The organism is Streptomyces silaceus (assembly GCF_001419745.1).
Lineage (GTDB): Bacteria > Actinomycetota > Actinomycetes > Streptomycetales > Streptomycetaceae > Streptomyces > Streptomyces silaceus.
Genome location: NZ_LIRJ01000024.1, coordinates 1 through 23,849, shown reverse-complemented (window position 1 = coordinate 23,849; position 23,849 = coordinate 1). Strand labels below are relative to the sequence as shown.

Below are 23,849 nucleotides of genomic sequence, written 5' to 3'. Positions count from 1 at the left end.
CGGCAGAGCTGGCGCGGGCGGCAGCCGTGCCTGTGACGCCTTACGGCTCGGAGCCCAGCCGCCGCCCCCAAATCCGCAAGTCCAGTCCAGTGCCGTTCCGCGGACATCGACCGCGCCGACACATCGAGGTTGCCGTACCCATGCGCCACGTTGAAGGAGCTCGCGGTGAGTAACGCCCAGACGCTCGCCTTCGAGACCGATTGCCACATTTTTGAAGGGTGCGGTTTCCCGACCCCCGGCCTGCACTCCTTCCTCTTCGAGCCGATTTTCACCGTCGGTGGCATTGAGTTCAACAAGCCAATGCTGCTCGCCTTCCTGAGCTCGATCGTCGTCATCGGCTTCTTCTGGGCGGCTTTCAACAAGCCGAAGCTGATCCCCGGCAAGCTCCAGATGGTCGGCGAGGCCGGTTACGACTTCGTGCGTCGTGGGGTCGTCTACGAGACGCTCGGCAAGAAGGAGGGCGAGAAGTACGTCCCTCTCATGGTCTCGCTGTTCTTCTTCATCTGGATCATGAACATCTGGTCGATCGTTCCGTTCGCCCAGTTCCCGGTGACCTCCGTCATCGCCTTCCCGGCGGGACTCGCGGCCATCGTCTACATCCTTTGGGTAAGCCTGACCTTCAAGAGGCACGGCTTCGTCGGCGGCTTCAAGAACATCACCGGCTATGACCGCTCGCTCGGCCCGGTCTTCCCGATGGTCATGTTCTTCGAGTTCCTGTCGAACATGATCATCCGGCCCTTCACCCACGCGGTCCGGCTCTTCGCCAACATGTTCGCGGGGCATGTCCTGCTGGTGATCTTCACCATCGCGAGCTGGTACCTGCTGAACGGAATCGGCATCGCCTACGCGAGCGTCTCGTTCGTGATGGTCATCGTGATGACGATCTTCGAGCTGTTCATCCAGGCGCTCCAGGCCTACGTCTTCATCCTGCTGTCCTGCAGCTACATCCAGGGCGCGCTCGCCGAGCACCACTGAGCACGCTCCTCCCCCGATACATCCGGTGGCCAACCCCCACCGGCCCGTGAAAAGAAGGAAGTTACGGCATGTCCGCTCTCGAGACCCTCGCCGCGGTCAACATCCAGGGCAACTTCGGCGCGATCGGCTACGGCCTCGCCGCGATCGGCCCCGGCATCGGCGTCGGCGTCATCTTCGGTAACGGTACGCAGGCCCTCGCCCGTCAGCCCGAGGCCGCCGGCCTCATCCGCCAGAACCAGATCCTCGGCTTCGTGCTCTGTGAGGCCCTGGCGCTGATCGGTCTGGTCATGGGCTTCGTTTACCCGGTTCCTTCCTGACCCGGTCTCGTTGACGAGAAACTTCAACGGAAGGCACTGATGTGATCTCCCTGGTACAGCTGGCGTCGGAGGAGCCTCAAAACCCTCTGATTCCGCCGATCCCTGAGCTCGTCATCGGCCTGATCGCGTTCGTCATCGTCTTCGGCTTCTTCGCGAAGAAGTTCCTCCCGAACATCAACAAGGTTCTGGAAGAGCGTCGCGACGCGATCGAGGGCGGTATCGAGAAGGCCGAGGCCGCGCAGACCGAGGCCCAGAGCGTGCTCGAGCAGTACAAGGCTCAGCTTGCCGAGGCTCGGCACGAGGCCGCGCGCCTGCGCCAGGAGGCGCAGGAGCAGGGCGCTCAGCTCATCGCCGAGATGCGGGCCGAGGGCCAGCGTCAGCGCGAGGAGATCGTCGCCGCCGGTCACGCGCAGATCGAGGCCGACCGCAAGGCCGCCGCTCAGTCGCTGCGTCAGGACGTGGGCCAGCTGGCCACCGACCTGGCCGGCAAGCTCGTCGGTGAGTCCCTCGAGGACCACGCCCGGCAGAGCCGCACCATCGACCGCTTCCTCGACGAGCTCGAGGAGAAGGCCGAGGCGGCTCGATGACAGCGCACGGAGCCAGTCGCGAGGCCCTGGCCGCCGCGCGCGAGCGCCTCGACGCGCTGACGGACAGCACCTCGGTCGACGCCAAGCAGCTCGCGGACGAGCTCGCCGCCGTCACCGCGCTGTTCGGCCGTGAGGTCTCGCTGCGTCGGGTCCTGACCGACCCGGCGCAGTCCGGCGAGGCCAAGGCCGAGCTCGCGGGACGTCTGCTGGGCACCCAGGTGGGCGGCGCGACCGCCGACCTGGTGGCCGGCATGGTGCGCTCGCGCTGGTCGCGGTCGCGTGACCTGGTCGACGCTCTCGAGGAGCTCGCCAACGTCGCCGACCTGACCGGCGCGCAGAAGGCCGGCGCGCTGGACAACGTCGAGGACGAACTGTTCCGGTTCGGCCGAATCGTCTCTTCCAGCACCGAGCTGCGGGCCGCGCTCGTCGACCGTTCCGCCACCGGCAAGGCCAAGAGCGAGCTGCTGCGCAGCCTGCTCGGCGGTCGCGCCGAGGACATCACGGAGCGGCTCATCGAGCGTCTTGTGACCGTGCCCCGTGGCCGTAGCCTGGAAGAGGGACTCGAGTCCCTCTCCAAGCTGGCTGCGGACCGTCGCAACCGCATGGTCGCCGTCGTCACTTCCGCCGTTCCGCTCACGGACCAGCAGAAGCAGCGTCTCGGCGCCGCCCTTGCCAAGGTGTACGGACGCCCGATGCACCTGAACCTCGACGTGGACCCCACGGTCCTCGGCGGGATCACGGTCAAGGTGGGCGACGAGGTCATCAACGGCAGCATCGCGGACCGCATCGAGGAAGCCGGCCGCCGCGTGGCCGGCCAGTAACTCAACACAGCATTACCGACGGCCCTAGTTGGGCCGTGCAGAGGATTCCTGGGGGTCGCCCCCAGACCCCCAAAGAAACTTCGGGCCCAACAAGGAGAGCAGGGAACCCAGATGGCGGAGCTCACGATCCGGCCGGAGGAGATCCGGGACGCGCTGGAGAACTTTGTCCAGGCGTACAAGCCGGACGCGGCCTCGCGCGAGGAGGTCGGTACGGTCACCCTTGCCGGCGACGGCATCGCGAAGGTCGAGGGCCTGCCCTCGGCCATGGCCAACGAGCTGCTGAAGTTCGAGGACGGGACCCTCGGTCTCGCGCTGAACCTGGAAGAGCGCGAGATCGGTTCGATCGTCCTCGGTGAGTTCAGCGGCATCGAGGAGGGCCAGTCGGTCAGCCGTACCGGCGAGGTGCTGTCGGTCGCCGTGGGCGAGGGCTACCTCGGCCGCGTCGTCGACCCGCTCGGCAACCCGATCGACGGCCTCGGCGAGATCGAGACCAGCGGTCGTCGCGCCCTCGAGCTGCAGGCCCCCACGGTCATGCAGCGCAAGTCGGTGCACGAGCCGATGGAGACCGGCTACAAGGCCGTCGACGCGATGACCCCGATCGGCCGTGGTCAGCGTCAGCTGATCATCGGTGACCGCCAGACCGGCAAGACCGCCCTGGCCGTCGACACGATCATCAACCAGCGCGACAACTGGCGCTCGGGCGACGTGAACAAGCAGGTCCGCTGCATCTACGTCGCCATCGGTCAGAAGGGCTCCACCATCGCCTCCGTGCGCGGTGCCCTGGAAGAGGCCGGCGCCCTGGAGTACACGACCATCGTCGCCGCCCCGGCGTCCGACCCGGCCGGCTTCAAGTACCTCGCGCCGTACACCGGTTCGGCCATCGGCCAGCACTGGATGTACGAGGGCAAGCACGTCCTCATCGTCTTCGACGACCTCTCGAAGCAGGCCGACGCCTACCGCGCCGTGTCCCTGCTGCTCCGTCGCCCGCCGGGGCGCGAGGCCTACCCGGGTGACGTCTTCTACCTGCACTCCCGCCTCCTCGAGCGCTGCGCGAAGCTCTCGGACGAGATGGGCAAGGGCTCGATGACCGGTCTCCCGATCGTCGAGACGAAGGCGAACGACGTGTCGGCGTTCATCCCGACCAACGTCATCTCCATCACCGACGGCCAGTGCTTCCTGGAGTCGGACCTGTTCAACGCCGGTCAGCGTCCCGCGCTGAACGTCGGTATCTCCGTCTCCCGAGTCGGTGGTTCCGCGCAGCACAAGGCGATCCGCCAGGTCTCCGGCCGACTCCGCGTCGACCTCGCCCAGTTCCGTGAGCTGGAGGCGTTCGCCGCCTTCGGTTCCGACCTGGACGCCGCGTCGAAGGCGCAGCTGGAGCGCGGTCAGCGCATGGTCGAGCTGCTCAAGCAGGCGCAGTACGAGCCGATGGCGACCGAGGACCAGGTCGTGTCCGTGTGGTCCGGTACCACCGGCCGCATGGACGAGGTGCCCGTCAAGGACATCCGCCGCTTCGAGCGCGAGCTCCTGGAGTACCTGCACCGCAAGGAGCAGGGCCTCATGACCTCCATCAAGGAGGGCGGCAAGATGTCCGACGACACGATCACCGCCATCGGTGACGCCGTGGCGGAGTTCAAGAAGCAGTTCGAGACCTCGGACGGGAAGCTTCTCGGCGAGGACGCTCCGGCCGCCGCCGGTAAGTGACGACGGAAGGGACCTGACTCATGGGAGCCCAGCTCCGGGTCTATAAGCGTCGCATCAAATCCGTCACCGCGACCAAGAAGATCACCAAGGCGATGGAGATGATCGCCGCCTCGCGTGTCGTCAAGGCGCAGCGCAAGGTGACGGCCTCCACGCCGTACGCGACCGAGCTCACCCGCGCGGTCTCGGCGGTCGGCACCGGCTCGAACACCAAGCACCCGCTGACCACCGACGCGGAGAACCCGACCCGTTCCGCGGTCCTGCTCCTCACGAGCGACCGCGGTCTGGCCGGCGCCTTCAACTCCAACGCCATCAAGGCGGCGGAGCAGCTCACGGAGCGTCTTGAGGCCGAGGGCAAGGAGGTCGACACGTACATCGTCGGCCGCCGTGGTCTGGCCCACTACAACTTCCGCGAGCGCAAGGTCGCGGAGTCGTGGTCGGGCTTCACCGACGAGCCCACGTACGCGGACGCCAAGAAGGTCGCGGTGCCGCTGATCGAGGCCATCGAGAAGGAGACGGCGGAGGGCGGCGTGGACGAGCTCCACATCGTCTACACCGAGTTCGTCTCGATGATGACGCAGACGGCCATCGACAGCCGGCTGCTGCCGCTCAGCCTCGAAGAGGTCGCGGAAGAGGCGCCCGCCAAGGGCGAGCTGCTTCCGCTGTACGACTTCGAGCCGTCGGCGGAGGACGTCCTCGACGCCCTGCTGCCGCGGTACGTCGAAAGCCGTATCTACAACGCGATGCTCCAGTCGGCTGCCTCCAAGCACGCCGCCACGCGCCGCGCGATGAAGTCGGCCACCGACAACGCCGGGGATCTGATCAACAGCCTCTCCCGGCTTGCCAACGCGGCCCGCCAGGCCGAAATCACCCAGGAAATCAGCGAGATCGTCGGCGGCACCGCAGCCCTGGCCGACGCGACCGCGGGGAGTGACAAGTAATGACGACCACTGTTGAGACGGCCGTTGCCACGGGCCGCGTCGCCCGGGTGATCGGCCCGGTCGTCGACGTGGAGTTCCCCGTCGACGCGATGCCGGACATCTACAACGCGCTGCACGTCGAGGTCGACGACCCGTCGACCGAGGGTGCGAAGAAGACGCTGACCCTCGAGGTCGCCCAGCACCTGGGCGACGGCGTGGTCCGCGCGATCTCGATGCAGCCCACCGACGGCCTGGTCCGCCAGGCTCCGGTCACCGACACCGGCGCGGGCATCTCGGTGCCGGTCGGCGACGTGACCAAGGGCCGCGTCTTCAACACCCTCGGTGAGGTGCTCAACGACGACCCGTCCACGGTCGCCGGTTCCGAGCGCTGGACGATCCACCGCAAGGCCCCGGCCTTCGACCAGCTCGAGTCCAAGACCGAGATGTTCGAGACCGGCCTGAAGGTCGTCGACCTCCTCACCCCGTACGTCAAGGGTGGAAAGATCGGTCTGTTCGGTGGTGCCGGTGTCGGCAAGACCGTTCTGATCCAGGAAATGATCGTCCGTGTGGCCAAGCTGCACGACGGTGTCTCCGTCTTCGCCGGCGTCGGCGAGCGCACCCGTGAGGGCAACGACCTCATGGTCGAGATGGAGGAAGCCGGCGTTCTGGACAAGACCGCGCTGGTCTTCGGTCAGATGGACGAGCCGCCGGGCACGCGTCTGCGCGTCGCCCTGGCCGGTCTGACCATGGCGGAGTACTTCCGCGATGTGCAGAAGCAGGACGTGCTGTTCTTCATCGACAACATCTTCCGCTTCACGCAGGCCGGTTCCGAGGTCTCCACGCTGCTCGGCCGCATGCCGTCCGCCGTGGGTTACCAGCCGAACCTGGCCGACGAGATGGGTCTCCTCCAGGAGCGCATCACGTCGACCCGTGGTCACTCGATCACCTCGATGCAGGCGATCTACGTCCCCGCGGACGACCTGACCGACCCGGCCCCGGCCACCACGTTCGCCCACCTCGACGCGACGACGGTTCTCTCCCGTCCGATCTCCGAGAAGGGCATCTACCCGGCCGTGGACCCGCTGGACTCCACGTCCCGCATCCTGGACCCGCGCTACATCGCGCAGGACCACTACGACGCCGCCATGCGCGTCAAGGGAATCCTGCAGAAGTACAAGGACCTCCAGGACATCATCGCGATCCTCGGCATCGACGAGCTCAGCGAAGAGGACAAGCTCGTCGTCGCCCGTGCCCGTCGCGTGGAGCGCTTCCTGTCCCAGAACACCCACGCCGCCAAGCAGTTCACCGGTGTGGACGGTTCGGACGTGTCCCTCGACGAGTCGATCGCGGCCTTCAACGCGATCTGCGACGGCGAGTACGACCACTTCCCGGAGCAGGCCTTCTTCATGTGCGGTGGTCTCGACGACCTCAAGAAGAACGCCAAGGAGCTCGGCGTCTCCTGAGCCCAGTAGCTCGAATCGGAGAGGGGCGGGTGCACCCCGCACAGGGGCCGTGTCCCGCCCCTCTTCGTACGCCCACTAGAATTTGACCCAACACCCGGCTGAACCGCCGGGTGGTGACCCGAGGAGCCACCCTTGGCTGCTGAGCTGCATGTCGAGCTGGTCGCAGCGGACCGCAGTGTCTGGTCCGGTGAGGCCACCCTGGTCGTCGCGCGTACTACGTCCGGCGACATCGGCGTCATGCCCGGTCACCAGCCGCTGCTCGGTGTGCTGGAGTCGGGCCCGGTGACCATTCGTACGAGCGACGGCGGCACGGTCGTCGCCGCTGTCCACGGCGGATTCATTTCCTTCGCGGACGACAAGCTGTCGCTGCTGGCCGAGATCGCGGAGCTGTCCGACGAGATCGACGTCCAGCGCGCGGAGCGGGCGCTGGAGCGCGCGAAGTCGGAGGCCGACGCCTCCGCCGAGCGGCGCGCCGACGTCCGACTGCGTGCGGTGGCGACGCGCTGACCCCAGCGCGCGGCGTAACGTGACTCAGCCGCGGCCAGGTCCGGGAACAAAACCGGACCGGGTCGCGGCTGAGGCAATGCGGGTGCAATGTAGTGGTCCGTTTTCGAAGAGGCGAGGAGGTCGGTGCCGATGATCCTCACTCTGCTCGTGTGCGGACTTGCTGTGATCGCGCTGGTGTTGGTGGGACTCTTCGTCTTCGGGCTGCGACGCCGGCTGATCCAGCGGTCCGGGGGCACGTTCGACTGCAGCCTGCGCTGGAACGCCCCGGAGAAGGGCGACACCTCCGGCAAGGGCTGGGGCTACGGCGTCGCCCGCTACAACGGTGACCGGATCGAGTGGTTCCGTGTCTTCTCGTACGCTCCCCGGCCGCGCCGGGTTCTCGAGCGTTCGGCCATCGAGGTCGTCGACCGCCGCGCACCCGACGGCGAGGAGGAGCTGGCCCTGCTCTCCGACGCCATCGTCCTCGGCTGTCTACACCGGGGCGTCCGCCTCGAACTGGCGATGAGCGAGGACGCGCTCACGGGCTTCCTGGCCTGGCTGGAGGCGGCGCCTCCGGGGCAACGGGTGAACGTGGCGTAGTCGCCGTACGGCATGAAGAAGCCGGGGGAGACAGGGGGCGATCCTGTCTCCCCCGGCTTCGTTCGGGGGGTGCTGTCCGGGCTACTTCAGCCCGTCGTTGATGGCGCTCACCAACTCACCGTTGGCCGTGTCACCACTGAACTCCCAGAAGAACGCGCCGCCGAGGCCCTGGTTCTTGGCCCAGGTCATCTTGGCGCGGACGGTGGCCGGAGTGTCGTAGGACCACCAGTTCGTGCCGCAGTGGGCGTAGGCCGTGCCGGCGACCGTGCCGTTCGACGGGCAGGAGTTCTTGAGGACCTTGTAGTCCTCGATGCCCGCCTCGTAGGTGCCGGGCGCCGCGCCCGTCGCCGTGCCGCCCGGCTCCTTCTGGGTGACGCCGGTCCAGCCGCGGCCGTAGAAGCCGATGCCGAGCAGGAGCTTGGCCGAGGGCACGCCCTTGGCCTTCAGCTTGGCGATGGCGTCGGCGGAGTTGAAGCCGTCCTGCGGGATGCCCGGGTAGGACGTGAGCGGGGAGTGCGGGGCCGTCGGGCCCTTGGCCGCCCAGGCGCCGAAGAAGTCGTACGTCATGACGTTGTACCAGTCGGCGTACTGCGAGGCGCCGCCGTAGTCGGCCGAGTCGATCTTGCCGCCGTTGGAGGCGTCGGCGGTGATGGCCGCCGTCACCAGGCTCTTGGCGCCGAACTCGGTGCGGAACGCCTGCATCATGTTCTTGAAGACGGCCGGGCCCGAGGTGTCACAGGACAGACCGCAGGCGTTGGGGTACTCCCAGTCCAGGTCGATGCCGTCGAAGACGTCGGCCCAGCGCGGGTCCTCGACCAGGTCGTGACAGGACTTGGCGAAGGCCGCCGGGTTCTTCATGGCGTCCGTGAAGCCGCCGGACCAGGTCCAGCCGCCGAAGGACCAGAGGATCTTGATGTTGGGGTACTTGGCCTTGAGCTTGCGCAGCTGGTTGAAGTTGCCGCGCAGGGGCTGGTCCCAGGTGTCGGCGACGCCGTCGACGGACTGGTCGGCGGTGTAGGCCTTGTCGGTCGCCGCGTAGGCGTCGCCCATGGTGCACTTGCCGCCCTGGACGTTGCCGAAGCTGTAGTTGATGTGCGTGATCTTGTCGGCCGAGCCGGAGGTCGCGATGTTCTTCGCGTGGTAGTTGCGCTGGTAGACGCCCCACTCCGTGAAGTAGCCGAGCTTGACCTTGTCGCCGGGGCCGGGGCCCGGGTCGGTGCCGCCCTCGGTGCGGACCTTGACGGCGCCGCTGGCGGGTCCCGTCTGGTCGGCGGTGTCGCGGGCCTGGACCGTGTACGAGTAGTCGGTGCCGGCGGTGAGGCCGGAGTCGGCGTACGTGGTGCCGGTGACCGTGGCGACCTTCGCGCCGTCGCGCAGCACGTCGTAGTTCTTGACGCCCTTGTCGTCGGTGGCGGCCTTCCAGTCGAGCTTCACCGACGTCTTGGTGATCTCGGAGGCGACCGGGGTGCCGGGGGCGCTCGGCGGGTTGTCGCCGGGGACGCTGCCGCCGTCGCAGCTGCCGCCGTTCAGGGTGCACTTGGAGGGGGCGCCGGGGCCGGTGCCGTTGAAGCCGAAGGAGACCGAGGCGCCGGGGGCGAGCGTCCCGTTCCAGCCGAGGTTCTTGGCGGTCCAGCGGGTGCCGGAGTTGGTGACGGTGGCGTCCCAGGCGGAGGTCACCTTGGTGTCGGCGGGGAAGTCCCACTGGACGTTCCAGGAGCTGAGCGTGGTGGTGCCGGTGTTCTTGATGGTCCACTTGCCCTCGAAGCCGTTGCCCCAGTCCTGGGTCTTGGCGTACGTGGCGGTGGCCTCCGGGGCCGCTTCGGGGGCCGCCTGCGCGGCGCCGCCGAGGGCGACCAGGGTGGCGAGCGGGAGCAGCAGGGTGGTGACTCCCGCCACGGCTCTGTGCCTGAATCCGATTCTCGAACGTGCCTTGCTCTTCGTGAAGCGCACGAGGTGCTCCTCGGGTGAGTTCCGGGGGTTAGGGGTGGGACCCTGCGCCGCCCGTGAGCACGTGGACACGTGGGGGAGTGCTCACCGCAGTGCGGCGAGAATAGAAAGGTCTGGACCATCGGTCAAGAGGTCTGAACCAATGGCCGAATTGTGCCCCTCTGGCGCCCCTCAGATGCCCAACTCCTGCGCGAGCACGGCGGCTTGGACCCGGCTGCGCAGCTCAAGCTTGCCCAGCATCCGGCTCACGTGCGTCTTCACCGTCGCCTCCGCCATGGACAGGCGGGCCGCGATCTCCGCGTTCGACAGGCCCTCGCCGATGCAGGACAGGACCTCGCGCTCGCGCCGCGTGAGGCTCTCGACGACGGCCGGGTCGGGCGCGTTCTCCCTGCGTACGACCTGTGCGGGTGCGGCGAACTCGGCGATCAGGCGGCGGGTCACGGCCGGGGCGATCAGGCCCTCGCCGCGCGCGACCGTGCGGACGCCCTCGATGAGGTCCTTGGCCTCGGTGTTCTTCAGGAGGAACCCGGACGCGCCCGCCCGCAGCGCCCCGAAGACGTACTCGTCGAGGTCGAAGGTGGTCAGGACGAGGACGTCCGCAAGACCCTCGGAGACGACCTGGCGCGTTGCCGACACCCCGTCCAGACGCGGCATCTGAATGTCCATCAGGACCAGGTCGGGGCGGAGCTCGCGGGCGAGTGCGACGGCCTGCTCGCCGTCCGACGCCTCGCCGACGACCTCGATGTCGGACGCGCTCCGCAGGATCAGCACGAGTCCCGCGCGCACGGCTGACTGGTCTTCGGCGACAAGCACCCGGATCATTCCTTGGCTCCTTCGTCTGCGGGGTCGACGGGCAGGGTCGCGAAGACGCTCCACACCTTGCCGTCGTGGTCGGTGTCGGCGCTGGTCTCGGGGCCCGCCTCGAAGGTGCCGCCGAGCAGTTCGGTGCGCTCGCGCATGCCGACGACGCCGGCGCCCGAGCCGGGGGCGCGGGGCCCCGACGGATCTCCGTACGGACTGGTCACGCGGATCGTCAGGGCGCGGGGCTCCTGGGCCAGGGACACGGTGACGAGGCCGGGCGCGGCGTGCTTCAGCGCGTTCGTCAGGGACTCCTGGACGATGCGGTACGCGGCCAGCTCGACGGGCGCGGGCAGCTTCGGGCCCTCCGGGGCACGGGCGTCGTCCAGGGCCACGTCCAGGCCGTTGGTGCGGGCGCCCGCGACGAGCGCGCCGAGGCCGTCGAGGGTGGGTGCGGCGGCCGGCTCCAGGTCGCCGCTGTCGGAGCGCAGGATGCCGATGAGGCGGCGCATCTCGGCCAGCCCCTCGACGCTGTTCTCGCGGATGACGGCGAGCGCGTCCTTGCTGGTCTCGGGGTTGTCCAGGGACAGCGCGGCCGTGGAGTGGATGGCGATCGCCGAGAGGTGGTTGGCGACCATGTCGTGCAGCTCGCGGGCCATCCGGGCGCGCTCGGCGGTGACGGCCTGGACGCGGTCCATCTCGGCGAGCAGCGCGGTCTGCTCGGCCCGCAGCTTGGCGGCCTCGGTGGCCTCGCGGTGGTTGCGCACGAGGACGCCCGTGGTGGCGGGGCCGAAGGAGACCACGCCGGTGAGGACGCCGATGAGGATGGCCTCCGGCTTCTGGAACCAGGCCAGGAAGCCGATGGTGACGGCCACCGTCACCAGGCCGGTGGTCAGCGGGATCCGCCGGGCGGCGGCCGGGGTGCCGTACACGACGGCCGCGTACACGATGTCCGTGAACATCATGAGCGACGCGAGATTGCCCTCGGTGAACTGGTCGGCGACCATCGCGAGGGTGCCGAGGGCCAGCGCGGTCTGGGGCGCCGTCCTGCGGACCAGCTCCAGACAGGCCAGGACGGCCAGTGGGATCAGCGCCCAGGTGCCGTCCAGCATGCGGCCCGGCGAGGTGTGCAGCCCGAGCGACCACAGCACGACCCCGCAGACCAGACTGAGCGCGGCGATGGAGACGTCGACGCGGTGCGGGCGGGGCAGGGACACGGCCATGCCCCCATCCAACACGGTCCGCCGGGGCGAAGGCCTGGTCCTGGGGGAGGACCCCGGCCCTTGGCGACTACATCGAACTGCCTACCGCGGCCGTGGCACGGCTCCGGCTACATCGAAGGATGCAGCCCCACTTCGTCACTGACGACGACGCTTCGCGGCCGGCGCGACGGGAGCCTTGAAGGGTGATCGAGAGAACGAACCCGAGGAGCGAGCCGTGATCGTCGCACTGATCGTCATCTGCGAGGTGGGCTTCTGGGTCCTGCTGGCCGCCGGGCTCGCCGTGCGCTATCTGCTGCGGATGCCGCGCCTGGGCGCGGCCATCCTGCTGTGCGAGCCGCTCCTGGAGGTCCTGCTCCTGGTGGTGACCGCGGTCGACCTGAAGAACGGCGCCGACCCGAGCTGGAAGCACGGCCTCGCCGCCGTGTACATCGGCTTCACCGTGGGCCACGGCCACCGCACCGTGAAGTGGCTCGACGGCCACGCCGCCCACCGCTTCCAGGGCACGCCGGTGCCCCGCCCGCCGCGCTACGGGCGGGCCAGGGCCGTGCACGAGGGCAAGGTCTGGCTCGGCACCGTCGTGGCGGCGGCCGTCGCGAGCGGACTCCTGCTGATCGCCATGTGGTACGTCGACGACCCGAGCCGCACGTCGTCCCTGCAGTCGTGGATGTACACGGCCTGGCGCGCGGCGGGCATCCACGGTCTGATCGCCCTCAGCTACACGCTCTTCCCGAAGAAGGCCCCGGCGGGCGAGTCCGGGAGGTCCGAGCACGGGAAGGACGACCGGCCGAACTCGCTGACCAGGCTCTAGCGGTCGCCGCCCGGGACCCACAGCACGTCCCCGACCTCCTTGTTGGCCGCACGGGCCAGGATGAACAGGAGGTCGGAGAGGCGGTTGAGGTAGGTGGCCGTCAGCGGGTTCATGACGTCGCCGTGGACCTCGAAGGCCGCCCAGGTCGAGCGCTCGGCGCGGCGCACCACCGTGCACGCCTGGTGCAGCAGCGCGGCGCCCGGGGTGCCGCCCGGCAGGATGAAGCTGCGCAGCTTCTCCAGCTGTTCGAGGAAGCGGTCGCAGTCGGCCTCCAGCTTGTCGACGTAGGCCTGCTCGACGCGCAGCGGCGGGTACTCGGGGTCCTCGACGACGGGCGTGGAGAGGTCGGCGCCCACGTCGAAGAGGTCGTTCTGGACCCGTACGAGGACCTTCACGACCTCTTCGTCGAGGTTGCCGAGCGCGATGGCCGTCCCGATGGCCGCGTTGGCCTCGTTGGCGTCGGCGTACGCGGCGATCCGCAGATCGGTCTTGGTGGTGCGGCTCATGTCCCCGAGGGCCGTCGTCCCCTGGTCGCCGGTCCTGGTGTAGATGCGCGTCAGATTGACCATGCGGCCAGCGTAGTTACGCCCCGGCCTTCTGGAAGACACGTGTGCCGACCGTCACGGCGAGCAGCACGAAGGCGAGGGCCATCAGGACGCCGTACAGCATCGTCGTCGACGCGTAGTCGCCCACGTACCCGGCCCGCACCGCGTCCACCAGATAGCGGAACGGCATGAAGTGGGAGAGCACGTCCAGCCAGGTGGGCGCGAGCGCCATCGGCAGCATCAGGCCCGAGAGCAGCATCGAGGGCATGCTGATGGCGTTGACCGCCGGGCCGAACTCGTGCGGCTCGGCGACCTTCATCCCGAGCGCGTACGAGAGCGAGGAGAGCCCCGCGGTCAGCAGCGCCACGAACGCGAACCCGATGAGGACACCGGCGAGCGGCGCGCGCAGCCCCATGACGAGCGCGGCGAGCACCAGCAGCACCGCCTGGAAGACGAAGAGCGCGGCGTCGCGCAGGATCCGCCCGAGCAGCAGCGCGAGCCGGCTGACGGGCGTCACCCGCATCCGCTCCACCACGCCGAACTGCTTCTCGATGATGAGCGCGAAGCCGCTGAAAGTGGCCCCGAACAGGCCGAGTTGGAGCAGCAGGCCCGGCACGAGGACCTGCCAGGAGTCGCCCCGCGAGGCGAGCGGCAGATCGGTGAGCAGCGGCCCGAAGAAGAGCAGATAGAGCAGGGGAGTGAGGACGCCGAAGAGGATCTGGAACGTGGAGCGCAGCGTCTGCCGGGCGTACCGCCCGAAGATCAGCGCGGTGTCGGAGAGCAGTGCGGGCATCGAGGGGGTCCTGGGGTCTCAGACGGCGACGGGCGCCGTGTCCTTGGGGGTGACGTCGCGCCCGGTGATGGCGAGGAAGGTGTCCTGGAGGGTGGCGTCGATCGAGCCGCCGTACCGGAGCTTCAGCGCGCTCGGGGTGCCGTCGGCGGCGACGACGCCCTGGTCGACGACGACCAGCCGGTCGGAGAGCGCGTCGGCCTCGTCGAGGTAGTGCGTGGTGAGGAAGACCGTCGTGCCGTGCTCGTCGCGCAGCTGCCGCACCAGGCGCCACAGGTCGGCGCGGCTGCCCGGGTCGAGCCCCGTGGTCGGCTCGTCGAGGAAGAGCACCTCGGGCCGGTGCGTGAGCCCCATGGCGATGTCGAGCCGCCTGCGCTGGCCGCCGGAGAGCGCCGCGCAGGGGCGCTCCAGCAGTTCGGTGAGGCCGAGTTCGCCGGCCAGCTCCTCGGCGCGCGCGACCGCCCGAGGCTTCGTCAGGCGGTAGAGCCGCCCCTGGGTGACGAGCTCCTCGCGTACGGAGACGCTCAGGTCGACGCCCCCGGACTGCGCGACGTACCCGATCCGGGCGCGCACCCCGGCCGGGTCGCGGGCCAGGTCGCGACCGGCGACGGTGGCGGTGCCGCCGGTCGGCGCCAGCAGCGTGGTCAGCATCCGCAGCGTGGTGGTCTTGCCCGCGCCGTTCGGCCCGAGGAAGCCGAGGATCTCGCCGCGCTCGACGCTCAGGTCGATGCCGCGCACGGCCTCCACGGGGCCGCTCCTGGTCGGGAAGGTCCGGGCGAGCCCGGAGGTCCTGATGATTGCCATGGCGACCACAAAAACAGAGTCCATGAAATTTTGCAATGCCCCCAAGTTTTCGTGCGGTGCAAAATTTGAGGGTGGCCAACGACGCCTACGATGGGCGGATGACTGAAGGGCTCAGGGAGCGCAAGAAGCGCCAGACCAAGCAGCGGATCTCGGACGTCGCGACGGGGCTCTTCCTGGAGCGCGGCTTCGTCGCGGTGACCATCGCGGAGATCGCGGAGGCCGCGGACGTCTCCGTCAACACGGTCTACAACTACTTCCCGGCGAAGGAGGACCTCTTCCTCGACCGGGGCGACGACGTCGTCGACCGGCTCGCCCGTCACGTGCGCGGCCGCCGCGAGGGCGAGTCCGCCGCCGACGCCGTCCTGCGCGAGCTGCGCGCCGACGTGGAGAGCGTCTCGCCGACCGTCGGGCTCTTCCCCGGCTGGGCCGACTTCATGAAGGTCATCACCGAGGCCCACGCCCTGCGCTCCCGCCTCTGGGCCATCCAGCAGGAGGCCCTCGACAGCCTCACCGCCGCCCTCGCCAAGGAGTCCGGCGCCGCCGAGGGCGACCCGCTGCCCGGCCTGATCGCCGGCCAGCTCTCCTGGGTGCACAGCACCCTCGTGGCCTGGATCGGCGAGGAGATGACCAGGCGCCGCGCCCCCGCCGAGGTCTCCCGCGAGGCCCTCGCGCTGCTCGACGAGATGGAGGACCTGCTCAGCGAGAAGGTCCTCAACTACGCGGTGCGCGGCGCCGAATGAGCCGTACCGGTGTGATGTCCGTCATCTGAGACGTGACGCGCATCTCTTCACGGTCACAGGCGCGCTCACGACCGCTAACGTGCGCCGAAGAGGCAAACGTAAACAGCGTGTAAGCCAAGCGTGATAAGCGGTAGGGGAGTCGGAACAGTGGCACGCAAGCTCGCCGTCATCGGCGCCGGACTCATGGGGTCCGGCATCGCTCAGGTCTCCGCCCAGGCGGGCTGGGACGTCGTCCTGCGCGACGTCACCGACGAGGCCCTGACCCGTGGCACCGACGGGATCAAGGCGTCGTACGAGAAGTTCGTGAGCAAGGGCAAGCTCGCCGCCGACGACGCCGAGGCCGCCCTCGGCCGCATCACCACCACGACCGACCTGGACGCCGTCGCCGACGCGGACGTCGTCGTCGAGGCCGTGTTCGAGAAGCTCGAGGTCAAGCACGAGATCTTCCGCACGCTCGACAAGCTCGTGCGCGAGGACGCCGTACTCGCCTCCAACACCTCCGCCATCCCGATCACCAAGATCGCGGCCGTGACGGAGCACCCGGAGCGCGTGGTCGGCGCCCACTTCTTCTCGCCCGTGCCGATGATGCAGCTCTGCGAGCTCGTCCGCGGCTACAAGACCAGCGACGAAACCCTCGCCCGCACCCGTGAGTTCGCCGAGTCCGTCGGCAAGACCTGCATCGTCGTCAACCGCGACGTCGCCGGCTTCGTGACGACCCGTCTGATCTCGGCGCTCGTCGTCGAGGCCGCCAAGCTCTACGAGTCGGGCGTCGCCACCGCCGAGGACATCGACATCGCCTGCAAGCTCGGCTTCGGCCACGCCATGGGCCCGCTCGCGACCGCCGACCTCACCGGCGTCGACATCCTGCTGCACGCCACCGAGAACATCTACACGGAGTCGCAGGACGAGAAGTTCGCGCCGCCGGAGCTGATGCGCCGGATGGTTGACGCCGGTGACATCGGGCGCAAGAGCGGGCAGGGGTTCTACAAGCACTGAACCAGTACTGACGTACGCCGTCTGACGGCTCGTCTGACGTTGAGACGCTCCGGGGGTCACCCCTCGGAGTGAATTCGGTATCGGTTCGCTTACAGACGGCAACTTCCTCGCCCACGCGGCAGTCAGTTGCAGTGACATACGCAGAACGCGTTACGGAACAGACGTCACAGCAGACACAGCACTCTCGGGGAGCGCATATGCACATCAGGGGCGACCAGGCCCAGCTGGTCGTCGGGGGACGCCTCGACGTACGCAGCGCGGCGGACGCCCGTACGGTCCTGCACTCGGCCGTCGACGACGGAGCCGGCGACCTCGTGCTCGACCTGTCCGAACTCGACTCGTGGGACGCCACGGGACTCGGCGTGATCATGGGCGCGCACCGCCGCGCCGGACGGTGCGGACGCAGACTCGTCCTGCGCCACGTGCCGCCGCAGATGCAGCGCCTGCTCGTCGCCACGAGGCTGCACCGCATCCTCGCGATCGAGGGCGGCATCGGAGTCGAATCGCTCCCCAGAGTCTGACGCGCGTCGGCCCACAAGGGCCGAGAGCGCACAATCCTCACGAACCTGTGACGTCTCGGACGGGGCGGTACCCCGCCCTCTCGTAGATACTGAGCAAAGGTCTAGGGTTCGGTCGCCCACCGATATACGAACCCGCACGGGGGCGCCGGACCAGAAGCGACAGCGCAGTGTGCACGAAGGCCGGAGGGGGCTCTGCACACCACGCATCTGGGGGGCTAAGACCATGGACCCGATGAACCGGGGACCGGAAGAGTACGGCCACGACGGCATCGACGACGACGCGGCGGGCCCCGGGCGGCCGCCGCGCGAACCCATGACACCGGACTTCGGCCAGCCCGCGCCCGCGCTGGCCCGCACCGTGCAGCTCGTCTCGGGCGACTTCCTGCTCACCGTCAATCCCGTCGACGGCAGCGAGATCGAGCCCTGCCCGCCCGGCGAGCGGCCCGCGCGCCCCACCAAGCGCACCGCCGCCGAGCGCGCCGAGCTGCGCCGCGCCGCGCAGCCGCCCGTGCCGCCGGGGCCCGCGCTGCCCCGGCTGCCGCTCCTGGAGCGCCAGGAGGACCGCGAGCGCCTCGTACGGCTCCTCGCGCGCGGCCGATCCGTACGGCTCACCGGGCCAGCCGGATCGGGCCGGACCACACTCCTGAACGCCGTCGCCGACGACTGCGCGGACCTCGCGCCCGACGGCGTCGTCCACCTCTCCGGGTACCGCAGGACGCCCACGGAGCTGCTCCACGACCTCTTCGCGACCGTCTACGACGCGCCGCTGCACCGCCCCGACCGTGCCCTCCTGCTCGAACTCGTCCGCGAGATCGGCGCCGTCGTCGTCCTGGACGACCTGGAGTTCGGCGGCGCGGCCCTGCAGGAACTGCTGGACGCCACGCCCGAGTGCGCGTTCCTCGTCTCCGCGACGCCCGACGTCGCCGCGCCCTCCGCCGACTCCCACCTCGAAGAGGTCTTCCTCGGCGGCCTCGGCCGCGGCGGCGGCCTCGAACTCCTGGAGCGCGCCGTCGGCCGGATCCTCGACGACGAGGAGGCCAACTGGGCGGGCGACCTGTGGTTCGAGTCCGAGGGCCTGCCGCTGCGCTTCGTGCAGGCGGGCGCCCTGCTCCGCCAGCGCGACCAGCTCCGCGCCGACCCGCACGCCTTCGAGGAGCACGGCTACTTCGGCGACGCCCCGGTCGACGCGCCCTTCGACGCCGCGGACGACCCTCCGCTGCCCTCGCTCGCCGACGGCGCGGCGCCCGCGGCCCTGCTCGCCTCGCGCCTGAGCCCGTCCGCCCGCGCCACCCTGCGGTTCGCCGTCGCGCTCGGCGGCGAACTGCCGCACCAGGCCCACCTGCCGGCCCTGGTCGGCGACACCCACGCGGACGCCGCCCTCGCCGAGCTGGTGAGCTGCGCCCTGGTCACCCCCGTCGGCGCGCACTACCGCCTCGCCGCGGGCGTGCGCACCCAGCTGGAGACCGCCGGGTACGCCGACGACGCGGCCGACCACGCCCGCACCGCCGCCCAGCACTACGCCTGGTGGGCCGGGCACCCCTCCGTCACCCCGGAGCGGGTCGCCGCCGAGGCGGACGCCGTGCACGCCGCACTGAGCGCCCTGGTCACCTCGGAGAGCGGCGCCGCCGTGCTGCTGGCCCGCACCGCCGCGCCCGCCTTCGCCGGCGGACTGGACTGGGGCGCCTGGGAGCGCGCCCTGCGGTCCGGCCAGGAGGCGGCGCGCAATGCCGGGGAGGTCGCCGAAGAGGCGTACTTCCACCACGAGTTGGGGATCCTCGCGCTCTGCGGCGGGCAGCTCGACCGGGCCCGCGCCGAGCTGGAGGCCTCCATAGGGCTGCGCGGCGCGCTCGCCGACAAGCGCGGCATGATCTCCGGGCGCCGGGCCCTCGCGCTGGTCGCCGACCGCTCCGGCGGCGCGCTGCCCGGCGACCGCTCGGCCGCCGGTGAGGAGGTCCCCGACGCGCGGTACGAGGAGTCGGCGTCGCCGCCCGGCGGCGTCCCCGCGGCCTTCGCGCAGCCCGCGCCGCCCGCGGAGCCGGACACCCTGGTCACCAGCCGTATCGCCCCCGCGGCGGCGGGTGCGGGCGCCGGTTCGGGCGCGGCACCGAGCCGCCGCTCCCTCATCAGCGGCACCCGGCGCAACCTCGTCGCGGCCGGCGCGGGAGCCCTGCTCGCCGCCGTCCTCGGCACCGTCGTCACCCTCGGCGCCACGTCCGGCAACGACGACCCGCCCGCGAGCGACAAGGTCAAGACGGAGCAGTCGGCGAAGGAGGACCGCGACGGCGGCGGCCTGACCGCCGACAAGCCGCAGAAGGACTCCACGAGCCGCCCCGACGACCCGGGCAAGGACGGCGTGGTGGGCACGTCGGACGACCCGGAGCCGACCGGAAGCGGCGAGCCGTCGGACGAGCCGAGCGGCAGCGCGGACCCGTCGGACGAGCCGACCGACAAGCCCACGCAGAAGCCGACGGACAAGCCCACCGACAAGCCGACGCACAAGCCGACCGACAAGCCCACGGACAAGCCGACCGAGCCGACGGACAAGCCCACGGAACCGACGGACAAGCCGACGGAGCCCACGGACAAGCCGACCGAGCCGACGGATCAGCCGTCGTCCCCGCAGACGAGCAACATCCCGCCCTCCTCGCCGAACACCTCGACCTCGGCGAGCGGCCCGGCGAGCTCCCCGGCGTCCGCGAGCGGGTCCTCCGCGTCGGCCTGACGCACCGGGCGCGCCCACGGGACACACGGGACACGAAGAGGGCCGGGTCCCTCAGGACCCGGCCCTCTTCTCCGTCGTACGTACGGTCGTCCGTGGGTCAGAACAGCCGCAGCTTGTCGTCCTCGATGCCGCGCAGCGCGTCGTAGTCCAGGACGGCGCAGCCGATGCCGCGGTCCGTGGCGAGGACGCGGGCCTGCGGCTTGATCTCCTGGGCGGCGAAGATGCCCTTGACGGGCGCCAGGTGCGGGTCGCGGTTCAACAACTCCAGATAGCGGGTGAGTTGCTCGACGCCGTCGATCTCGCCGCGCCGCTTGATCTCGACGGCGACGGTCTGCCCGTCGGCGTCGCGGCAGAGGATGTCCACCGGGCCGATCGCCGTCATGTACTCGCGACGGATGAGTGAATATCCCTCTCCGAGTGTCTCGATCCGGTCGGCGAGGAGCTCCTGAAGGTGTGCTTCCACGCCGTCCTTGATGAGGCCCGGGTCCACGCCCAGTTCGTGCGAGGAGTCGTGCAGGATCTCCTCCATCGTGATGATGAGCTTCTCGCCCGCCTTGTTCACGACGGTCCAGACTCCGGCGTCGTCCCCCGAACCCTCCTTCAATGTGCAGGGCGGGGACATCCAGTTCAGCGGTTTGTAGGCCCTGTCGTCGGCGTGGATGGACACGCTGCCGTCCGCCTTCACAAGGATCAGACGGGGTGCCGACGGGAGGTGGGCGGTGAGCCGGCCCGCGTAGTCCACGGAGCAACGGGCGATGACGAGACGCATGGTGCGCAACGCTACTCGACTCGGGGCGGTGCACGCGATTCCCCCGTCCACCACCCCCCACCACCGTTCCGGGGGCACACGACTTGTCCGTCGATGGACGTGTTCGATCCTGGCCGGTTATGCGCCCAATCTTCTGGTGCGGTTACCGCCCGTTGCCTACCGTAGACAGCGGGAGGTCGTCGTCCGTGCACGCTGCGTATGCGAACTCCCTCCCTGTCCGTAAGCCCCCGCTCACCGGGGGCGCGAGAGGAGAACCCATGTCGCTCGACGTCTCACCGGCACTGTTGGAACAGGCCGAGCGAGGCGAGGTGGACGAAGCAGCATTCGTCGACTGCGTCCGGACCTCCCTGCCCTACGCGTGGGAGATGATCAGCTCCCTGGTGGCCCAGCTGAAGGTCGACGGCGGAGAGTTCGCCGACAACCAGACGCCGCCGCCGGACGAGCAGGCACGCGGCCAGCTGCTGCGCGCCCTCGCGAGTGACGCCATTCGTGGCGCCCTGCAGCGGCACTTCGGTGTGCGTCTGGCGTTCCAGAACTGCCACCGTGTGGCCGTGTTCCCGTTGGACCCGTCAGTGGACGACCGGCTCGCCCGTTTCACCTCGATCAGGGGCCAGCTGCTCAACCAGTCGCCTGAACTGCGGGACTGCTGACGCTTGTTGCTGCCGCTCCGTACGCGGGAGGTGGTTCAGTCCGGAGCGGCAGCTCCGCACGACGGAAGCAGGGTTCTCACCTGAGCTGGGGCAGCACTTCGGCACCCAGCCGCCGTACGTTCTCCTCCGTGGCCGCGAGGTCGCCCGAGCCTTCCACGAGCAGTGCGAAGCGCGTGATGCCCGTGCGCTCCGACGTGGCGGCGATCCGGTCCGCGCACACCTGCGGGGTGCCCACGGGGTGCAGCCCGCAGAGCAGTTCCGTGTAGGCCTGCGGGTCCCGCATGGCGCGGTGGCGGCCGTCGACCGTCACATGGGCGTCCAGCCCCTGCTTCAGCCAGCCGGGCATCGCCTTCTGCAAGGTCTCGGCGGCCTCCACGCGCCGGTCGGCGATCTGTGCGACGCCGGCGGAGACGTGGGAGGCCCCGGCGATCTTCTCGGGACCGTGCCCGGCAGCACGCGCCCGCCGATTCCACAAGGCCACCATTTCGGCCTTCTCGTCGTCGCCCACGTGCATGCCGAGGAGCATGGGCAGACAGCGCTCCGCGGCGAGCCTGACGCTGGACGGCGAGGTGCAGGCGACGACCACCTCGGGGCCGCTCTCGCCCTGGCCGCCGAGTGCCTCCTGCGGGCGGGGCACGACGGCCACCTCGCGGAAGGAGTACCGCTCGCCGGAGCTGCCGACCCGGGGCTCGCGCAACCACGTGAGCAGCAGGTCGAGGGATTCCGGGAACCCCTTCTCGTACGCCTCCAGACCCGACCCGAAGACCTCCAGGTCCACCCAGGGGCCGCCGCGTCCGACGCCGAGCGAGAACCGTCCGCCCGACGTGAGATGCAGCAGTGCCGCCTGCTCGCCGAGCGCGACGGGGTGCACGGTCGGGAGCACGCTCACCGCCGTGCCGACGCGGATCCGCCGCGTCCGCCCGAGCAGCAGTGCCGCGAGGGTCACCGCCGACGGGCACGTGCCGTACGGCACGAAATGATGTTCGGCGAGCCAGACCGAGTCCAGCCCCGCCTCCTCGGCCACCTCGGCGGACCGCACCGCGCGGTGCAGCGCCTCCCCCTGCCCCTGTCCCGGGAACTGGGCGGCCAGAACAAAACTACCTACACGCATCGAACTCCTGCCTCCTTGGCGCCGACGCAGGCACTCCCCCTACGGGCAACAACGCATGACACGTGCCAAAGGCACGGCCTGGCATGAAGATTGTTGGATTTTCCGCGCAATGCCGGGGGTCCCGGGCCGCCGCCGTGGATCGAGTACCCCTCGACCGGGCGCGTAGGCTGGTCACACCCCCTGCCCGCCGTCCAGCTCGTGAGGTGTTCTGTGTCCCCCCGTCGCAACCGGCCCAAGGGCGCCGGAGAGCCGAGGACGTCCGCGGACGCGGAACCGTCGGGCCGCTACGGCGGCTTCCAGAGCAGTGAGAGCTGGCAGGGCGAGGAGTGGAGCGTGCGCCATGTCGCGGGCGCGAGGGCGGCGGGCAAGCGGTACCGCTGCCCCGGATGCGACCAGGAGATCCCGTCGGGGCTCGCGCACGTGGTGGCCTGGCCGGAGCACTCCGGCGTCGACGAGCGCCGGCACTGGCACAAGGCGTGCTGGAACGCGAAGGACCGCCGCACCACGCGGGTGCAGCGGTCCCGTAACGCGCCGAGGCACTAGCCCTCGTACGGCGAGGCGTCGCGCCTAGACGTCGCGCTTCTCCAGGAGCGCGAAGGCGCCCGCGACGGCGACGGCCGTGACGACCACGAGCAGCACCAGCTGCGAGGTGCCGGTGGAGTCCGCGCCGTCCGCGCCGAAGATCTTGGCGAGCGAGTTGATCGCGTTGTACTCCGACATCTTCTCGCCGAGCTTCTGCGTGCTCTCCCAGATCATCAGGAACGCGGGCAGGATCGCCGGTACCAGGACCACGCCGAGCATCGCGGTGATGGCGCCCGCGGAGTGGCGCAGGATGGAGCCGACCGCGAGGGCGAGGACGCCGAGCAGCGAGACGTACAGACCGCCCTTGAAGACCGTGCCGATCCAGGGGTTGTCGCCCGACTCGGGGCCGCTGTGAGCGCCCGACGCGGCCAGGCCCACCAGCAGGATGGAGCCCGCGGAGACGACGAAGGCGACCACGAAGTAGATCAGGATCTTCGCCAGCAGGACGCGGCTGCGCTGCGGGGACGCGGTGAACGTCGTGCGGATCATGCCCGTGCCGTACTCGGACGAGGTGACCAGGACGCCCAGCGTGATCAGGCAGATCTGGCCGAGCATCAGGCCGAAGAAGGCCGGCACGGTGAACGGCATGTCCTGGTAGTCGCTCGACTGCGTGTTCGCCACGGCGAGCAGGCCGATGCCGATGACCAGGAGCAGGAAGATGCCCAGGGTCCACATCGTCGAGCGGACCGACTTGATCTTCGTCCACTCGGACGAGAGGGCGTTGCCGAGGTGGGTCTTCTTGACCGGGATCGGCGAGGTGTAGGCGTTGTTCATCGCCTGCTGCCAGGCGGACGGCGGCGCGGGGGCGGCCGGCGCCGGGGCCGCGGGGACGCCCTGCGCCGGGCCGCCGGGGGCGGGGACGCCCGCCTGCGCGTACGCCTGCTGGGGCTGTGCCTGCGGCTGCGGCTGCTGCTGCGGAGTCGGAGGCGTGGTCATCGCTGGTCCTCGCTGTCGCGCTTGGTCATGTCGGAGG

General features: G+C 69.9%; 25 protein-coding genes. 16 read left to right on the top strand and 9 right to left on the bottom strand.

Annotated elements, in window-relative coordinates; all coding sequences use genetic code 11:
• Window positions 1-165 precede the first annotated feature (165 nt).
• The 9 genes from atpB to AOK22_RS02165 all read left to right on the top strand — a co-directional run bounded on the left by atpB (window position 166) and on the right by AOK22_RS02165 (window position 7,870).
• The gene (gene atpB / locus AOK22_RS02205; protein ID WP_055696805.1) at window positions 166-975 is read left to right on the top strand and encodes a F0F1 ATP synthase subunit A; all 810 of its coding nucleotides are present in this window, start codon (window positions 166-168) and stop codon (window positions 973-975) included.
• A 68-nt stretch (window positions 976-1,043) separates the two neighbouring features.
• Window positions 1,044-1,292 carry an ATP synthase subunit c family protein gene (locus AOK22_RS02200; RefSeq protein WP_030792134.1) on the top strand — a complete coding sequence of 83 codons (249 nt, stop codon included), beginning with the start codon at window positions 1,044-1,046 and terminating at the stop codon, window positions 1,290-1,292.
• A gap of 41 nt (window positions 1,293-1,333) precedes the next feature.
• Complete coding sequence (locus tag AOK22_RS02195) at window positions 1,334-1,879, top strand: F0F1 ATP synthase subunit B (RefSeq protein ID WP_107101828.1); 546 nt, start codon at window positions 1,334-1,336, stop codon at window positions 1,877-1,879.
• Window positions 1,876-2,700 (top strand): F0F1 ATP synthase subunit delta, encoded by an 825-nt coding sequence (locus AOK22_RS02190; RefSeq protein ID WP_055696804.1) that lies wholly within the window; start codon window positions 1,876-1,878, stop codon window positions 2,698-2,700. The genes AOK22_RS02195 and AOK22_RS02190 overlap by 4 nt, the downstream gene beginning before the upstream one ends.
• 111 nt (window positions 2,701-2,811) lie before the next feature.
• Window positions 2,812-4,404, top strand: coding sequence for a F0F1 ATP synthase subunit alpha (gene atpA, locus AOK22_RS02185; RefSeq protein WP_055696803.1), 1,593 nt, complete (start codon window positions 2,812-2,814; stop codon window positions 4,402-4,404).
• Between the two features lie 20 nt (window positions 4,405-4,424).
• Window positions 4,425-5,342, top strand: a complete 918-nt coding sequence (locus AOK22_RS02180; protein WP_055696802.1) for a F0F1 ATP synthase subunit gamma — start codon at window positions 4,425-4,427, stop codon at window positions 5,340-5,342.
• Complete coding sequence (gene atpD, locus AOK22_RS02175; RefSeq protein WP_055696801.1) at window positions 5,342-6,784, top strand: F0F1 ATP synthase subunit beta; 1,443 nt, start codon at window positions 5,342-5,344, stop codon at window positions 6,782-6,784. The genes AOK22_RS02180 and atpD overlap by 1 nt, the downstream gene beginning before the upstream one ends.
• Window positions 6,785-6,916: 132 nt before the next feature.
• Window positions 6,917-7,291, top strand: a complete 375-nt coding sequence (locus tag AOK22_RS02170; protein ID WP_055564402.1) for a F0F1 ATP synthase subunit epsilon — start codon at window positions 6,917-6,919, stop codon at window positions 7,289-7,291.
• 129 nt (window positions 7,292-7,420) lie between these two features.
• A complete protein-coding gene (locus AOK22_RS02165) occupies window positions 7,421-7,870 on the top strand; it encodes a DUF2550 domain-containing protein (RefSeq protein ID WP_055696800.1) in 450 nt (149 codons plus the stop codon).
• Between the two features lie 81 nt (window positions 7,871-7,951).
• On the opposite strand, the gene AOK22_RS02160 is transcribed toward AOK22_RS02165, so the two are convergent.
• The 3 genes from AOK22_RS02160 to AOK22_RS02150 all read right to left on the bottom strand — a co-directional run bounded on the left by AOK22_RS02160 (window position 7,952) and on the right by AOK22_RS02150 (window position 11,838).
• Entirely contained in the window at window positions 7,952-9,787 is a 1,836-nt protein-coding gene (locus AOK22_RS02160) for a glycoside hydrolase family 18 chitinase (protein ID WP_055696826.1), read from the bottom strand.
• Window positions 9,788-9,988: 201 nt separating this feature from the next.
• Window positions 9,989-10,639 carry a response regulator gene (locus AOK22_RS02155; protein WP_055696799.1) on the bottom strand — a complete coding sequence of 217 codons (651 nt, stop codon included), beginning with the start codon at window positions 10,637-10,639 and terminating at the stop codon, window positions 9,989-9,991.
• A complete protein-coding gene (locus AOK22_RS02150; RefSeq protein ID WP_055696798.1) occupies window positions 10,636-11,838 on the bottom strand; it encodes a sensor histidine kinase in 1,203 nt (400 codons plus the stop codon). Before AOK22_RS02150 ends, AOK22_RS02155 begins: the two co-directional genes overlap by 4 nt.
• 214 nt (window positions 11,839-12,052) lie before the next feature.
• Between AOK22_RS02150 and AOK22_RS02145 the strand changes: the two genes are divergently transcribed.
• A complete protein-coding gene (locus tag AOK22_RS02145; RefSeq protein WP_055696797.1) occupies window positions 12,053-12,646 on the top strand; it encodes a hypothetical protein in 594 nt (197 codons plus the stop codon).
• On the opposite strand, the gene AOK22_RS02140 is transcribed toward AOK22_RS02145, so the two are convergent.
• The 3 genes from AOK22_RS02140 to AOK22_RS02130 are packed head-to-tail and all read right to left on the bottom strand — an operon-like array spanning window position 12,643 to window position 14,785.
• Window positions 12,643-13,215 (bottom strand): cob(I)yrinic acid a,c-diamide adenosyltransferase, encoded by a 573-nt coding sequence (locus tag AOK22_RS02140; RefSeq protein ID WP_055696796.1) that lies wholly within the window; start codon window positions 13,213-13,215, stop codon window positions 12,643-12,645. The two genes, AOK22_RS02145 and AOK22_RS02140, sit on opposite strands and share 4 nt — an antisense overlap.
• Before the next feature lie 13 nt (window positions 13,216-13,228).
• A complete protein-coding gene (locus tag AOK22_RS02135; protein WP_055696795.1) occupies window positions 13,229-13,984 on the bottom strand; it encodes an ABC transporter permease in 756 nt (251 codons plus the stop codon).
• Between the two features lie 18 nt (window positions 13,985-14,002).
• Window positions 14,003-14,785: an ABC transporter ATP-binding protein gene (locus AOK22_RS02130; RefSeq protein ID WP_055696825.1), complete on the bottom strand. Its 783-nt coding sequence runs from the start codon at window positions 14,783-14,785 to the stop codon at window positions 14,003-14,005.
• 98 nt (window positions 14,786-14,883) lie between these two features.
• Here AOK22_RS02130 and AOK22_RS02125 point away from each other — a divergent pair, with 98 nt between their 5' ends.
• The 4 genes from AOK22_RS02125 to AOK22_RS02110 all read left to right on the top strand — a co-directional run bounded on the left by AOK22_RS02125 (window position 14,884) and on the right by AOK22_RS02110 (window position 19,764).
• Entirely contained in the window at window positions 14,884-15,525 is a 642-nt protein-coding gene (locus tag AOK22_RS02125; protein WP_055696794.1) for a TetR/AcrR family transcriptional regulator, read from the top strand.
• Window positions 15,526-15,672: 147 nt separating this feature from the next.
• Window positions 15,673-16,521 carry a 3-hydroxyacyl-CoA dehydrogenase family protein gene (locus AOK22_RS02120; RefSeq protein WP_055696793.1) on the top strand — a complete coding sequence of 283 codons (849 nt, stop codon included), beginning with the start codon at window positions 15,673-15,675 and terminating at the stop codon, window positions 16,519-16,521.
• A 197-nt stretch (window positions 16,522-16,718) separates the two neighbouring features.
• Window positions 16,719-17,042, top strand: a complete 324-nt coding sequence (locus tag AOK22_RS02115) for an STAS domain-containing protein (protein WP_055696792.1) — start codon at window positions 16,719-16,721, stop codon at window positions 17,040-17,042.
• 223 nt (window positions 17,043-17,265) lie between these two features.
• Window positions 17,266-19,764, top strand: coding sequence for an AAA family ATPase (locus AOK22_RS02110; RefSeq protein WP_055696791.1), 2,499 nt, complete (start codon window positions 17,266-17,268; stop codon window positions 19,762-19,764).
• A 97-nt stretch (window positions 19,765-19,861) separates the two neighbouring features.
• Here the strand turns inward: AOK22_RS02110 and nucS are convergent, their stop codons facing one another.
• Window positions 19,862-20,533 carry an endonuclease NucS gene (nucS, locus tag AOK22_RS02105; RefSeq protein WP_055696824.1) on the bottom strand — a complete coding sequence of 224 codons (672 nt, stop codon included), beginning with the start codon at window positions 20,531-20,533 and terminating at the stop codon, window positions 19,862-19,864.
• A gap of 257 nt (window positions 20,534-20,790) precedes the next feature.
• Here nucS and AOK22_RS02100 point away from each other — a divergent pair, with 257 nt between their 5' ends.
• Window positions 20,791-21,183: an SCO5389 family protein gene (locus tag AOK22_RS02100; protein ID WP_005480204.1), complete on the top strand. Its 393-nt coding sequence runs from the start codon at window positions 20,791-20,793 to the stop codon at window positions 21,181-21,183.
• A 76-nt stretch (window positions 21,184-21,259) separates the two neighbouring features.
• Here AOK22_RS02100 and AOK22_RS02095 read toward each other — a convergent pair whose 3' ends face one another.
• Entirely contained in the window at window positions 21,260-22,294 is a 1,035-nt protein-coding gene (locus AOK22_RS02095) for an LLM class flavin-dependent oxidoreductase (RefSeq protein WP_055696790.1), read from the bottom strand.
• Between the two features lie 210 nt (window positions 22,295-22,504).
• Here AOK22_RS02095 and AOK22_RS02090 point away from each other — a divergent pair, with 210 nt between their 5' ends.
• Window positions 22,505-22,837 carry a hypothetical protein gene (locus AOK22_RS02090; protein ID WP_055696789.1) on the top strand — a complete coding sequence of 111 codons (333 nt, stop codon included), beginning with the start codon at window positions 22,505-22,507 and terminating at the stop codon, window positions 22,835-22,837.
• Between the two features lie 24 nt (window positions 22,838-22,861).
• Here the strand turns inward: AOK22_RS02090 and AOK22_RS02085 are convergent, their stop codons facing one another.
• On the bottom strand, window positions 22,862-23,650 hold the full coding sequence (locus AOK22_RS02085) for an ABC transporter permease (protein ID WP_055696823.1): 789 nt from the start codon (window positions 23,648-23,650) through the stop codon (window positions 22,862-22,864).
• Window positions 23,651-23,849 lie beyond the last annotated feature (199 nt).

Bases quoted from the DNA above. Each gene is read 5' to 3' on its own strand.
- AOK22_RS02200 (WP_030792134.1), top strand. From the start codon at position 1,044: ATGTCCGCTCTCGAGACCCTCGCCGCGGTCAACATCCAGGGCAACTTC.
- AOK22_RS02190 (WP_055696804.1), top strand. From the start codon at position 1,876: ATGACAGCGCACGGAGCCAGTCGCGAGGCCCTGGCCGCCGCGCGCGAG.
- atpA (WP_055696803.1), top strand. From the start codon at position 2,812: ATGGCGGAGCTCACGATCCGGCCGGAGGAGATCCGGGACGCGCTGGAG.
- AOK22_RS02180 (WP_055696802.1), top strand. From the start codon at position 4,425: ATGGGAGCCCAGCTCCGGGTCTATAAGCGTCGCATCAAATCCGTCACC.
- atpD (WP_055696801.1), top strand. From the start codon at position 5,342: ATGACGACCACTGTTGAGACGGCCGTTGCCACGGGCCGCGTCGCCCGG.
- AOK22_RS02165 (WP_055696800.1), top strand. From the start codon at position 7,421: ATGATCCTCACTCTGCTCGTGTGCGGACTTGCTGTGATCGCGCTGGTG.
- AOK22_RS02155 (WP_055696799.1), bottom strand. From the start codon at position 10,639: ATGATCCGGGTGCTTGTCGCCGAAGACCAGTCAGCCGTGCGCGCGGGA.
- AOK22_RS02150 (WP_055696798.1), bottom strand. From the start codon at position 11,838: ATGGCCGTGTCCCTGCCCCGCCCGCACCGCGTCGACGTCTCCATCGCC.
- AOK22_RS02140 (WP_055696796.1), bottom strand. From the start codon at position 13,215: ATGGTCAATCTGACGCGCATCTACACCAGGACCGGCGACCAGGGGACG.
- AOK22_RS02135 (WP_055696795.1), bottom strand. From the start codon at position 13,984: ATGCCCGCACTGCTCTCCGACACCGCGCTGATCTTCGGGCGGTACGCC.
- AOK22_RS02130 (WP_055696825.1), bottom strand. From the start codon at position 14,785: ATGGCAATCATCAGGACCTCCGGGCTCGCCCGGACCTTCCCGACCAGG.
- AOK22_RS02125 (WP_055696794.1), top strand. From the start codon at position 14,884: ATGACTGAAGGGCTCAGGGAGCGCAAGAAGCGCCAGACCAAGCAGCGG.
- AOK22_RS02115 (WP_055696792.1), top strand. From the start codon at position 16,719: ATGCACATCAGGGGCGACCAGGCCCAGCTGGTCGTCGGGGGACGCCTC.
- AOK22_RS02110 (WP_055696791.1), top strand. From the start codon at position 17,266: ATGGACCCGATGAACCGGGGACCGGAAGAGTACGGCCACGACGGCATC.
- nucS (WP_055696824.1), bottom strand. From the start codon at position 20,533: ATGCGTCTCGTCATCGCCCGTTGCTCCGTGGACTACGCGGGCCGGCTC.
- AOK22_RS02100 (WP_005480204.1), top strand. From the start codon at position 20,791: ATGTCGCTCGACGTCTCACCGGCACTGTTGGAACAGGCCGAGCGAGGC.
- AOK22_RS02095 (WP_055696790.1), bottom strand. From the start codon at position 22,294: ATGCGTGTAGGTAGTTTTGTTCTGGCCGCCCAGTTCCCGGGACAGGGG.
- AOK22_RS02085 (WP_055696823.1), bottom strand. From the start codon at position 23,650: ATGAACAACGCCTACACCTCGCCGATCCCGGTCAAGAAGACCCACCTC.